The sequence below is a fragment of the Microcoleus harperi Pol14_C6 genome, assembly GCF_036701295.1.
Lineage (GTDB): Bacteria > Cyanobacteriota > Cyanobacteriia > Cyanobacteriales > Microcoleaceae > Microcoleus.
The window spans coordinates 85249-97934 of record NZ_JAUBQN010000009.1; the positions used below are offsets into that span (position 1 = coordinate 85249).

Here is a 12686-nt window from a genome sequence, read left to right on the forward strand (position 1 = left end):
ATAAGTTTTTCTCACTAGCTTTCCCCTGCTCCCTCCGGGTTTTACAGCAAAAGTTAAATACGCTTGAGCTTATCTGCACGGAGCGAAAAGTTTTGTTACAATAGGTGAGCTGTTACAAATCGTAACTTATGCTGATTTCTATTTTAATAATTGACGTTGCCCTCGTTGCCTGGTCTTTGCACTTAATGCAAGAGGCGATCGCGCAACGGGAATTTTCACTAATACTAGCAGGTGCTCTAGTTGCGATCTCAGCCGCCGCCCTGCTAGTCGTCTACTTTCTCATGGGGTCTTGTTTGAGCCATTTAACCGAAATATCCCAACATACTTACTAAATGATAGTAGGCGATTGACTATTGTCCAGAAGCGAGGAGAGTTTTGTGAAAAAAAAGCCGAAAGCCTTGCCAGCCGAAGGCTCAAAACTAATTTCCCCAAAAAGCTTGACAAATATTGGTCAGTTAAGGCATGATTGAGAGCGCGAAAAGAAAGGGGAATTAGCTCAGTTGGTAGAGCACTACAATGGCATTGTAGGGGTCAGCGGTTCGAGCCCGCTATTCTCCATAAATCAAGATTAGGGATACATCACTGCTGTGTCCTAATTTGTACCGAAACATTACCACCGCGTGCTTAAATTCGATCGCGACTTGTACCTAAACAGCATTGGCGTGTGCTTAATTTCGATCGGGCTACACACCGCGAAAACCAATTTTCCCGTAAAATCAAAACAGTCTACCCGCAACCAAAGCGCTACCTGTGGCAAAGTCAACTGAACCCAGCAATCCAGAGAGTCCGAGCCAACTCGCCCGCACGCCTCTGTACGACCTATCATTAGAACTCAAAGCCCGGATGGTACCCTTTTCCGGGTGGGAGATGGCCGTGCAGTACGCAGGCATCAGCAGCGAACACCAAGCAGTACGCCAGCAAGCAGGAATGTTTGACATTTCCCACATGGGAAAATTCTGTTTGACAGGGAAACAAGTAATAGAAAAATTTCAACCCTTAGTACCCTCAGACTTGAGCCGCTTGCAACCCGGTCAAGCTCAATATACAGTCTTGCTAAATGCCCAAGGCTGCATCTTAGACGACATTATTTTCTACTGCCAAAAACCAGACCCTATCACTAGCGAAGAACGTGCAGTAATCATTGTCAATGCCGCCACTCGCATCGCAGACAAAGCATGGATCACCACTCACTTAGAATTGAGCGAACTTACTTTTACCGACATCTCCGAAGATAAAGTTTTAATTGCAATTCAAGGACCCGAAGCTGTTAACTATCTCCAGCCTTTTGTAGAAGACAGCCTCGCACCAATTAAGGCATTCGGCCACTTAGAAACAAATCTGTTGGGACAGCCGAGTTTTATCGCCAGAACAGGTTACACCGGCGAAGATGGGTTTGAAATCATGGTGGATGCCGAAGCAGGAAAAGAACTATGGCAAAAATTGTTAGCTGCTGGCGTTGTTCCTTGCGGATTGGGCGCGAGAGATACCTTGCGTTTAGAAGCAGCAATGGCTCTTTACGGTCAAGATATCGACGACAATATCACACCTTTAGAGGCTGGATTGGGTTGGGTAGTTCACCTCGACACCAAAGGTGATTTTATTGGCCGCGAGGTTTTGGAACAGCAGAAAGCGAGTGGAGTATCAAAGAGGTTGGTAGGTTTAGAAATGCAGGGGCGGCACATTGCACGCCACGGCTATCCGGTAATATTTGAAGGCGAAACAGTAGGAGAAGTTACTAGCGGTACATTATCGCCTACTTTGAATCGGGCAGTAGCCCTGGCGGTTGTTCCAGCAAAATTAGCGAAAATCGGTCAGCAATTAGAAATCGAAATTCGCGGGAAAAACTATCCGGCTAGTCTGGTGAAAAAACCATTTTATCGATCGCCAAACCGCCCCAGTTAAATTAAGTAGGTAAGCCTTAATTCAGGGGCCGACTAGAAGCAACGACCGCAAAAAAAGGGAAGTGTATGTGTTGTTGTGGAACGGGCTTCTAGCCCGTTGCTCATCTTGGTCAAGAAGACTCATCTACTAGCTTAGCAAATTTTCGCAAAGTTTCAGCATAGCGATCGCCCGCCACATCTATCAAATTATTATGACCGGCCCCATCAACCCAAAAATTCAATTTCGGCTCGTTGGCGGTGGCAAACAACTGCTCTCCATGCCAAAAATGAACCACCTCATCAGCCTTACCATGAATCACCAAAACAGGCGATCGCACTTTGCCAATTTTATCAATATTCACAAACTTGTCAAAGGGTAAAATCGGAATCCGCGTCAACACCCGAAAAGCCGAAACAAAGGAACTTTCAACCACCAAACCGCCGACTTTTTGCCGCGACGCCAAATCTATTGCCGGCCCACCCCCCACAGAACGCCCGTAAAGAATAATTTGCTTTGCAGGTACTCCCAAGTGTTGCGTTAAATAATTGTAAACAGCATCAATATCACGATAAGTATTATACTCAGAAGAATTTCCCTGACTCGTGCCGTAACCTTGATAATCATAGGCAAACACAGCAAACCCGCTATCTCGAATCTCTCTGAGTAGCCACAAAATCCCGCCCAAGTCTTCCGCATTCCCGTGACTGTAAAGTATGGTATATTTAGCTTGCTGGTTAGGAAAATGAACAGCAGAAATTTTCACGCCATTAGCTGAGCTAACTTTGATAAATTCCCTTCTATCACTCTGGCTAGATGGCGGAGGTTGAAAAATTAGCCGTTCTGAAAAAAAGAAACCGTAAAAACACAGAAATGCGTAAATAAAAATTAGAGATTTCATAAGTCGTTTGACCGAAAATTCTCCGAAAAGCAAGCGTTTAATATTTTTTTTGTTCCAGTTAGCCATCACTAAAGGCTCATAGTTGAATAAGATTTAACTAATACTTTTTTATTGCGAGAAAAGACATGGCACTAACATACCCCGATGACTTGAAATACCTAGACACCCACGAATACATTCGACTCGAAGGCGAAATAGCCACCATCGGCATTAGTGCCTTTGCAGTTGACCAACTCGGCGATATCGTTTTTCTAGATTTACCAGAAGTCGGTGCAGGGTTGGAAAAGGGCGAAGCTTTCGGTACAGTCGAATCAGTCAAAGCGGTTGAAGACTTGAAAGCACCAGTTACCGGTATCGTCGTAGAACGCAATGATGACATTGTAGAGTCTCCCGAAAATTTGGCCGAAGACCCCTACAGGGACGGGTGGCTGCTGAAAGTGCGCGTTGACAACACCAGCGAAGTCGATGACGCTTTATCAGCCGAGAAGTATCGCCAAATGGTCGAAGGGGAATAGTTTTGAGTTGGGAGTTTTGAGTGGGAATTTGGGCATAGGGCTCGTTGATTCCTCCACAATCCGCCAGGGGTTGAAACCCACGGGGCTTTTAGCACAAGTCGTCTTTAGACGACTGAAATACTAACCAGTTGCGCGGGGAGTGGCGATAAGTGCGCCTTAATCTACAGTCGTCTTCAGACGACTTTAGCTATGAGACAGGGGTTTCAACCCCTGTCGGACTGTCGCACTTTGATAGACGCAGAAAATCTTCCTGGTTTTCTTAGCAAAATGTTACAAACAAAGAAGCAAAAGTCTATTCAGGAGAATCCGCCTTGGTACTCTACAGCCCTCAACTTGAACCCAACCAGCAGCAAAACCTTTCCCCCATCAATGGTTTTGCGGGCCGGCACATTGGCCCGACACCCAGCGAAATCCAGCAAATGCTCAATGTTTTGGGCATTTCCAGCCTCGATGAGTTGATTGACAAAACGGTTCCAGCGGCGATTCGCATTTCTGCACCCCTACAACTTCCCGCAGCGCAAAGCGAGTACAGCGCTTTGGCAGAATTGAAAGAAATTGCGGCAAAAAATCAGGTATTTCGATCGTACATCGGCACTGGATATCACGACTGCATCACACCCCCCGTCATCCAGCGGAATATCCTAGAAAATCCAGGCTGGTATACAGCTTACACTCCCTACCAAGCCGAAATTGCTCAAGGGCGATTGGAAGCTTTACTGAACTTCCAAACCATGATAATTGACCTCACGGGTTTGGAAATTGCCAACGCTTCTTTGCTGGATGAAGGGACTGCGGCGGCGGAAGCGATGGCGGTGAGTTACGGGGCGAGCAAAAAGGGGGCAAAAGCGTTTTTTGTTTCTCAAGATTGCCACCCTCAAACTGTGGAAGTCGTGCAAACTCGCGCTAAGCCGCTTGGAATTGATGTGATTGTCGGCGACCATCAAAGCTTTGAGTTCGATCGTACAATCTTCGGCGCTCTCCTGCAATACCCCGCCACAGACGGCGCAATTTACGACTATACCGATTTTATTCGATCGGCACACGAAGTCGGCGCATTAGTCACAGTTGCCGCCGACATTTTGAGCCTTTGCTTGCTCACACCCCCCGGCGAATTCGGCGCGGATATAGCCGTAGGAAGCACTCAGCGCTTCGGAGTGCCGATGGGATTCGGAGGGCCCCACGCCGCCTATTTCGCCACGCGAGAAGAGTTTAAACGGCAAGTTCCGGGGCGAATTGTCGGCGTTTCTAAAGATGCCAACGGCAAATCTGCTTTGCGCTTGGCGTTGCAAACTCGCGAACAGCACATCCGCCGCGAAAAAGCAACCAGCAATATTTGTACTGCTCAAGTTTTGCTGGCAGTGATGGCGAGTATGTATGCTGTTTATCACGGCCCGTCTGGACTGAAAGACATTGCTGAGAAAGTATGGAGTTTAACGGCACTTTTGGCATCCGGTTTAAGAAGTTTCGGATACAAAATTGGTTCTCAACATTTCTTCGATACTTTGCGGGTAGAATTGGGAGATAAACCGCTGTCAGAACTTCTAGAAGCTGCTAAAGCTCGCAAAATTAATCTCCGAGTTTTCGATGATTCGACAGTGGGAATCACGTTAGATGAAACTGTCACCGTTGAAGATGTGCAAGAGTTGTGGAAAATTTTTGCACAGGATAAAGATTATATCAGGGCAGACGGGCAGAATGCTCTCAACATTCCGCTGGATGCAGACGCATTGAGTTTATATCTGACATTACCAGATTTTTGCGATCGCACCAGCAGCTATCTCGCTCACCCAGTTTTCAACAGCTATCATTCAGAAACTGAACTTTTGCGGTATTTGCACCGTTTAGAAGCCAAGGACTTATCGCTAAATACATCGATGATTCCCTTGGGTTCTTGCACAATGAAATTGAATGCCACAGCAGAGATGATGCCCGTGACTTGGGCGGAATTTGGCAAGATACATCCCTTTGCACCCCGCGATCAAACTCGCGGCTATCAAATGATGTTCGTGCAACTAGAACAGTGGCTGGCCGAAATCACCGGTTTTGCGGGAATTTCTTTGCAGCCAAACGCCGGTTCCCAAGGCGAATACGCGGGTTTGTTAGTTATTCGTCAATACCACGAACACCAAGGCGAATCTCACCGAAATATCTGTTTGATTCCCCAGTCAGCCCACGGTACAAATCCGGCTAGCGCGGTGATGGCGGGAATGAAAGTAGTTGCTGTCGAGTGCGATTTCCAGGGTAATATTGATGTTGCAGATTTACATAAAAAAGCCGAAAAGCACAAAAATGAACTGGCGGCTTTGATGGTGACATATCCATCAACGCACGGCGTTTTTGAGGAAGAAATTAAAGAGATTTGCGAGATAGTTCACAACTGCGGCGGACAAGTTTATATGGACGGCGCAAATATGAATGCTCAAGTGGGTTTGTGCCGCCCCGGTGATTTTGGTGCTGATGTTTGTCACTTGAATCTGCACAAAACTTTCTGTATTCCCCACGGCGGCGGCGGGCCGGGAATGGGACCGATTGGGGTAATGTCTCATTTAGTAGAATTTTTGCCACGTCATTCTACTCTTAACAGTCAACAGTCAACAGTCAACAGTCAACAAATATCAGTTGGTGCTGTTTCCGCCGCGCCTTGGGGAAGTGCTAGCATTTTGCCTATTTCTTGGATGTACATTCGGATGATGGGAGGAGTGGGTTTAACTGAAGCGACAAAAGTAGCAATTCTTAATGCTAATTACATGGCAAAACGCTTAGAATCTTACTATCCGGTTTTGTACAAAGGGAAAGCGGGTTTGGTGGCGCACGAGTGTATTCTAGATTTGCGATCGCTCAAAAAGTCTGCGGCGATTGAAGTTGAAGATATCGCTAAACGCTTGATGGATTACGGCTATCACGCGCCTACGGTTTCTTGGCCGGTTGCGGGTACGGTAATGGTGGAACCAACGGAAAGCGAATCGAAGCAGGAATTAGACCGTTTTTGCGATGCGATGATTGCGATTCGATCGGAAATTGCGGAGATTGAAAAAGGCAAGGTTGACGCGCAAAATAACGTATTGAAAAATGCGCCGCACACCGCCGAATCTCTGATGGTTGATGAGTGGAATCGTCCTTATACTCGCGCGCAAGCGGCTTATCCGGCACCTTGGACTCGCGAACATAAGTTTTGGCCGGCGGTGGGCCGGATAGATAATGCGTTTGGCGATCGCAATTTTGTCTGTTCTTGTTTGCCAATGGAGGCTTACAGTCAAGGTTAAATAAGTCTCTGCGGGGCAAGGGGCACCTTACACATATACTCTTGTGGGGTGCTTCTAGCCCGCCCAAAAAATAAAATTTAAATGTATAACAGCTTATCAAGCTAGATAAACGCGCCGAAAACAATGTAATACAAGAATCCAAATATCCCCAGGTAAAATAAAAAATGAATAGACGATTTTTGTGGTTGGCTGCCGAAAATAAATCGCGTTGGATTATCCTATTATTGTTAGGTGTTTTGGCTGCTTTGGGGGTAGTGGCAACAACAGCTTACATTAAAATCGCGATCGCCCAAACTATCGGCCCGGCTTTGTCTGTTGATGTTACAGCCGATCGACATCCCATCAGTCCCGATATCTATGGTATGAATGATTATGGACTAGACCCCGCCCTCGCCAAAGAGTTGCGAATTCCGGTAGAACGCTGGGGGGCTAATCACACCAGCCGCTACAACTGGTTAGTCGATTCTTCCAACAAGGGCGATGACTTCTTTTTCGTGGGTGGCGGCGACAATAAAAATCCTGTTCCCGGCGATTCTATAGATAAAATTGTCCAAACCAACCGCCAAAACGGCAGCAAAAGCATCGTTACAATTCCAATGATTGGCTATGTAAATAAATTTAGCACTTGGAATTGCGGGTTTAGAGTATCCAAGTACGGGCTGCAAGAAAAAACAAATCCCTACATTTTTCCAGAAGGAGATAAGTGCGGCAACGGTAAGCGTCCCGACGGTACTTTGATAACTGATAATAATCGCCTTGATGTCAGTATTATTAGCGACCCAGCTTTTCAACAATCTTGGATTCAACACTTAATTAAAACTCACGGTACTGCTGCTAACGGCGGCGTGCAAATTTATCAAATGGACAACGAACCAAGCGGCTGGGGAAATACTCACCGCGATGTTCATCCAGAAGCGACAAGTTACGATGAATTGCGCGATCGCACTTATCAATATGCTTCAATGGTAAAAGCTACAGATCCCACTGCTAAGGTACTCGGCCCGTCGGATTTTGGCTGGCCTGTATATGTGGATTCTCTCGTAAAAGGCGATCGCGAAAAACACGGCGGTGTCTGGTTGGCGCGGTGGTACTTGCAACAAATGCGCGCTTATGAAAAGCAGAAAGGTGTTCGGATTCTGGACTATTTCGACGAACACTACTATCCTGCGGCGGACGATACCTGTTTGGCCCATTGTCCCGCCGGCGATGCCAAAACCCAAGCGCTGCGATTGCGATCGACTCGTTCTCTCTGGGATGCTACCTATACTGATGAAAGTTGGATTGGTAAATACAATCCGCCGCTAACAATTATCCCTCGGTTTCGAGAGTGGGTAAATCAGGATTATCCAGGTACAAAAGTCGCGATTACTGAATACAATTGGGGCGGTTTGGAGTCGATTAACGGGGCGTTAGCCCAAGCCGATTTACTGGGGATTTTTGGGCGAGAAAAACTCGATTTAGCGACACTGTGGGGGCCTCCGAAGTCTTCAGAGCCAGGGGCCTATGCTTTCAGAATGTACATGAATTACGACGGAAAAGGCGGTAAGTATGGCGATACTTGGGTGCGATCGGGTAGCAAAGATCAGGGACTTTTGTCAATCTACGCAGCCGATCGCAGCAGTGATGGTACTCTGACGCTGGTAATTATTAATAAAACCAACAAAAACTTGACTAGCAACTTGAGTTTGAAAGGATTTAAACCTGCGGGTAAAGCTCAATTTTACACTTACAGCGAGGCGAATTTGGGGGCGATCGTCCGTCAGAGCGATTTAGGTGTCAGTGATACGGGATTTCAGGCAACTTACCCCGCTAATTCTATGACTTTGGTGGCTATTCCCAAGGCTTAATACCCAATCCGGCTTATTAAATATCCGCTGATCGGACGAAAGTGTGTGTAGGATTGGTTTCAACCGCCTAGTATAAAAGGGATTTTAAACTATTAAGCATCGACCATCCAAGCAATACACTTTTGCATTTGATTGCTCATTGTTTGTCGATCGGCATTATACCTGCGGCCGTGTCCCGGCAACACCCATTCAAACGAGTAATTAGCCAAATGCTGCATAGATTTGATTTGTTCCGGCCAAGAATACCAACAGACTTCGCGAAAGCCAACTAGCTGGTGCAAACTTTCCGACCAAGCAAGATGATCCCCGGCGAACAAAAACTTGTTATTGTAAAGCAAAACTGTGTGACCTTTCGTGTGGCCGGGAACAGGTATAATCAACAAATCATCGGCTATTTGATGCGGTTCGCTGCCTGACAATTGAATTTCTACACTGCGAGTACCCGTGTTAATTTCGTCAGCATGGAGAATGCGATCGCACCCAAAATGATCGCGGTATTGTTGATGATCGGCCACGTCGTCGCGGTGAGTCAAGTACAGATAGCGAATGCCACCCATTGCCTCTATATTTTTAACTAGCGGCGGCACAAAACGGGGAGAATCAACTAAAATGTTTCCTTCGGGGCGGACAATTAAATAGCTGGCTGCGGCGTAGGATTTCTCTGAGTGGTAGCCGCAGTGATAGACATTTTCTGCTACGAGTGCGGGCAACAGTTGCTGGGCTTCTTTGATCCTTTTGGGTTTTTCTACAGTGCCGATCGAACTTGTGGGACAAGACAAAAGAGCCGCGAGCGATCGTATTTCTTCAGTTTCATTAGTTGGCTGGTGGTAAACCGCAGACTGTTCTCCCGCTTGACCAAATACTTCAGGTGCCATCCACCGACAAGTATCACAGTCAATGCAGGTACTGTCTACATAAAAGTTACCGTTAATATTTTCAGTACGCCTCCGATTAATGTTAGCCATTTTTCTACCTCTTAATAACCCATATAAATTATGGTAACAATGAGTACCCCCCCCACATCCCGCCGGGGGTTGAAACCGTCTCACAGCACAATCCGGTTAAAACTCACCTCTTGCACCATTGTCAACAACGGGGAAGATGCCCGTTCCACAAGAGATAAATTTTCTTGTGGAACAGGCCGGAAAGCCTGTTCATAAAAGGATTATTGACAATGGTGCAAGAGACAAGTTTCAATCAACTATTCTACTGCTGCTGCTGCTCCGCTGGAAAAGCACCCGCTTTCACCGCCACAGTGACAGGTTGTCCGCCGCGGCTTAATTCAAGCTGCAGATCGCTGCCCACTGTACTTTTCTCGACAATTTCTTGTACGCTGCCAGCATCGCTGACTTCTGTACCATTGATTTTCTTGATCACATCGGCAAGGCGAACTCCAGCTTGTGCCGCTGGAGAATTTTTCGCAACTCCCAAAACTAACACGCCTTTATCTTCAGTCAGCCTCAATTTGGTGTTGGGATTTTGATTAAATTCTTTCTTGATTTCGGGAGTAATGCTCAACATCCGAACGCCGAGATAAGGATGTTGGGCTTTTCCTGTTGTTTCTAACTGCTCAGCAATTTGTTGTGCTCGATCGATCGGAATCGCAAAACCCAATCCTTGAGCGCCTTGAATAATCGCCGTATTCATGCCGATAACTTGACCGCGCTGGTTCAGCAGCGGGCCACCGGAATTGCCGGGATTGATCGCAGCATCCGTTTGAATAAAGCTGACGCGCTTGTCGGGAACACCGACATCGGCGCTAGAACGGCCTGTAGCGCTAATAATTCCCACAGTCACAGTATTGTCCAAACCGAGGGGATTGCCGATCGCGATCGCCCATTCTCCCGGCTCTAATTCTTCAGATTTGCCCAAACTCACCACAGGCAAATTGGTAGCTTCAATTTTCACAACAGCCACATCAGTAACTGTATCGACGCCTAAAACTTTGCCGACAAATTCGCGGCCATCCTTCAGTTTTACCGTCACCGTATCTGCACCGTCAACAACGTGAGCGTTAGTCAAAATGCGGCCGTCGGAACCAAAAACAAAACCCGAACCCGAACCCCTTTCTACCCGATTTCCCGGTTGAATGGGAGATTCCGGGCCGAAGAAGCGGCGGAATTGCTCGGGAATCTCATCTGGAACTTGGTTCCTCACCGTGCGAGACGAATTGATCCGCACCACTGCCGGGCCGACTTCCTGCACAACTTTAGTGACAAAATTAGAGTCTTGAGAGGGCAGTATATTCGCAGGCAATGCTGAGATTGGCGCTGCACTTGCCGGTTCAGCTTTGATGGCGTTAGAACTTCCAGGAACTTGAGAAGTTAGGGCGTTGCACCCAACAGTTGCGGTGGAGCCGAGCAAAACAAGGGATAAAAAAGCCAGTTTTTTCGGCAACGAGAAATGGCGAGAACGCACAGTTGTAGCAGGCATATTTTTGGTTGACATAGTATTGAGTTGGTGGGAGTTAGAGCGAGAGTTATAATTAGGATTTTGCATTTTTAGCACCTACTGTAATTTAATTACAACTTAAGGTTGCTTAATTTTAATTCAAGCATTGATGATCTCTGCTTGACTGGTGGGGTTTACCCTACAAGCTGGGGTAGAAACCGGACAGTCGCAGGCAAATTGTTTGTGAAATCGAGCTTTTGAGTGCCATCGAACTGAGCCTGCACTGGCGAATTGGTGTCTGAGTGCGATAATACAAACTACGCTAGCCGGCTCGCATATTCCGTATTTCCCGCAAATTTTTCACATGATTGATATCCGAGGTCAACAACTATCCTGCACTCAAAAAAACCAGGTTTCTAAACAAAATCTTCGTTGTGAGCGATCGACGTTAACCTAGAAACGGGGTTTTTGACCCCGCCTGCATCCAGAAAGACTAGCAGCTAAAGCACCGCAAAGCCTCACCCTAAAGCAGGAAGTAAAAAAACTCTAAAGCCTCAAGCTAAAGTACCAACTAAACCTAAGTCAAAATAGCCTGCAAAAACTCTCTTCTAATCTCAAATTTGAACCTAGGGAGGAATTTTATTGCTCCATATGTTCAATGGAACTAACCGAATCGATTTCCCTCGACTTGTTCCTCGAACTCTCCAAAACATCCACAGTATTCTTAATAAAACCAGCCATCGGCACAGCCACTAACAAACCTGCGACTCCCGCCACCTTAACCCCCACCAGCAGCGCCACTAAAATCCACACAGGATTGAGGCCGATAAAACCGCCTAATAACCGAGGAGCAACCCCGCTTTCAATTATTTGCTCAATTACTGTAGCAACCGCTAAAACTGTCACGCCGAGCCAAAAGTTGTTTAATGTGATCAGCAAACTGACAATGCAAATACTGAAAGGTGCCCCGAAGGGAATCATAGTCATTGCACCCACACCCAAACCGAACAGAAGTCCGAAGGGAACTCGCAAAATTAAAAAAGCAACAGTGATAGACAGTCCCATCAAACCCGCCAAAGTTGCTTGTCCGACGAAGTAGTTGTGGAAGCTTCGCGCCAGCAACTGTCGCAATTGCAGGCTCAGCTTGGAAGGAAACCATTTAAACAATCCTTCCCATACGCGATCGCCGTGCAATAGCAAGTAGAATGTCACGACTATTGTGAGGAGGAAATTCAACAGACTGTCTGCAGCACCCAAGCCAAATTTGAGGATTTCACCGGTGAGAGACTGCAATTGAGCTGAAAGTCGATCGCTCAATTGGGTAGTCAAGCCGCTGACATCAATGCGGAGATTGCGATTTTCCGCCCAATTGTGGAATGCTTCAATCTGTTCTGTGCCAGAAACTATCCAAGTCGGCAGTCGGGTGGCGAGTTCAGTGATTTGGTTTAGCAGAATCGGGGCCAGAGTGACACCTAAAACCACCAATAGCAGTAAAGTCAAAAACAATACCGACAAAACTGCTCGATCGCGCTTCAAGCCGTATCTGTGCAGAAAGCGCACTGGATAATCTAGCAAAAAAGACAGCACTGTAGCCACTACCAAAACTGTAATCAGGGCGCGAAAATATTCAAAGACTAGGAGGGCTAACCAGCAGTTGAGTACCGCTAGGGGAAATACCAGTCCGTAAGTCCACCACTGCGGCAGTTGAGTGAAACGTCTCATCTAAGTTAACCGAGTTAAATTTTGAGATGCAAGATGTGAGATTGACACTGCTATTTGCCGTTCTCGCTTAAACATTTTAGGGTGCATTTATTTATACCCGACTGCTTAAAATTCGCAGTAGCTCGACCCCCAGCGGAAATTGGGTTGCTGGCAGGCACTGCCTGCCACA

Annotated in this window: 9 protein-coding genes and 1 tRNA gene; 6 read left to right on the forward strand and 4 right to left on the reverse strand. The window is 46.8% G+C overall.

Annotation, left to right across the window (positions count from 1 at the left end; all coding sequences use genetic code 11):
• Positions 1-128: 128 nt before the first annotated feature.
• From QUA27_RS09580 to gcvT, 3 genes are all read left to right on the forward strand, one after another.
• A complete protein-coding gene (locus QUA27_RS09580; RefSeq protein ID WP_333067639.1) occupies positions 129-332 on the forward strand; it encodes a hypothetical protein in 204 nt (67 codons plus the stop codon).
• A 153-nt stretch (positions 333-485) separates the two neighbouring features.
• Positions 486-558, forward strand: a tRNA-Ala gene (locus tag QUA27_RS09585).
• A 192-nt stretch (positions 559-750) separates the two neighbouring features.
• Positions 751-1902, forward strand: a complete 1152-nt coding sequence (gene gcvT, locus QUA27_RS09590) for a glycine cleavage system aminomethyltransferase GcvT (RefSeq protein WP_333067640.1) — start codon at positions 751-753, stop codon at positions 1900-1902.
• Positions 1903-2011: 109 nt separating this feature from the next.
• Here gcvT and QUA27_RS09595 read toward each other — a convergent pair whose 3' ends face one another.
• Entirely contained in the window at positions 2012-2845 is an 834-nt protein-coding gene (locus QUA27_RS09595) for an alpha/beta hydrolase (protein ID WP_333067641.1), read from the reverse strand.
• Positions 2846-2904: 59 nt separating this feature from the next.
• On the opposite strand from QUA27_RS09595, the gene gcvH reads away from it, so the two are divergent.
• The 3 genes from gcvH (at position 2905) to QUA27_RS09610 (ending at position 8404) form a co-directional block, all read left to right on the forward strand.
• Entirely contained in the window at positions 2905-3294 is a 390-nt protein-coding gene (gene gcvH, locus QUA27_RS09600; protein WP_333067642.1) for a glycine cleavage system protein GcvH, read from the forward strand.
• Positions 3295-3605: 311 nt separating this feature from the next.
• A complete protein-coding gene (gcvP, locus tag QUA27_RS09605) occupies positions 3606-6557 on the forward strand; it encodes an aminomethyl-transferring glycine dehydrogenase (RefSeq protein WP_333067643.1) in 2952 nt (983 codons plus the stop codon).
• Between the two features lie 164 nt (positions 6558-6721).
• Positions 6722-8404 carry a glycoside hydrolase family 44 protein gene (locus QUA27_RS09610; RefSeq protein WP_333067644.1) on the forward strand — a complete coding sequence of 561 codons (1683 nt, stop codon included), beginning with the start codon at positions 6722-6724 and terminating at the stop codon, positions 8402-8404.
• A 92-nt stretch (positions 8405-8496) separates the two neighbouring features.
• Here QUA27_RS09610 and QUA27_RS09615 read toward each other — a convergent pair whose 3' ends face one another.
• The 3 genes from QUA27_RS09615 to QUA27_RS09625 all read right to left on the reverse strand — a co-directional run bounded on the left by QUA27_RS09615 (position 8497) and on the right by QUA27_RS09625 (position 12517).
• Complete coding sequence (locus QUA27_RS09615; RefSeq protein ID WP_333067645.1) at positions 8497-9369, reverse strand: MBL fold metallo-hydrolase; 873 nt, start codon at positions 9367-9369, stop codon at positions 8497-8499.
• 241 nt (positions 9370-9610) lie between these two features.
• Positions 9611-10903: an HhoA/HhoB/HtrA family serine endopeptidase gene (locus QUA27_RS09620; RefSeq protein WP_333067646.1), complete on the reverse strand. Its 1293-nt coding sequence runs from the start codon at positions 10901-10903 to the stop codon at positions 9611-9613.
• 531 nt (positions 10904-11434) lie between these two features.
• Positions 11435-12517: an AI-2E family transporter gene (locus QUA27_RS09625; protein WP_333067647.1), complete on the reverse strand. Its 1083-nt coding sequence runs from the start codon at positions 12515-12517 to the stop codon at positions 11435-11437.
• Positions 12518-12686 lie beyond the last annotated feature (169 nt).

Coding starts and splice junctions, on each gene's coding strand:
- QUA27_RS09580 (WP_333067639.1), top strand. CDS start 129: ATGCTGATTTCTATTTTAATAATTGACGTTGCCCTCGTTGCCTGGTCT.
- QUA27_RS09595 (WP_333067641.1), bottom strand. CDS start 2,845: ATGGCTAACTGGAACAAAAAAAATATTAAACGCTTGCTTTTCGGAGAA.
- gcvH (WP_333067642.1), top strand. CDS start 2,905: ATGGCACTAACATACCCCGATGACTTGAAATACCTAGACACCCACGAA.
- QUA27_RS09610 (WP_333067644.1), top strand. CDS start 6,722: ATGAATAGACGATTTTTGTGGTTGGCTGCCGAAAATAAATCGCGTTGG.
- QUA27_RS09615 (WP_333067645.1), bottom strand. CDS start 9,369: ATGGCTAACATTAATCGGAGGCGTACTGAAAATATTAACGGTAACTTT.
- QUA27_RS09620 (WP_333067646.1), bottom strand. CDS start 10,903: ATGCAAAATCCTAATTATAACTCTCGCTCTAACTCCCACCAACTCAAT.
- QUA27_RS09625 (WP_333067647.1), bottom strand. CDS start 12,517: ATGAGACGTTTCACTCAACTGCCGCAGTGGTGGACTTACGGACTGGTA.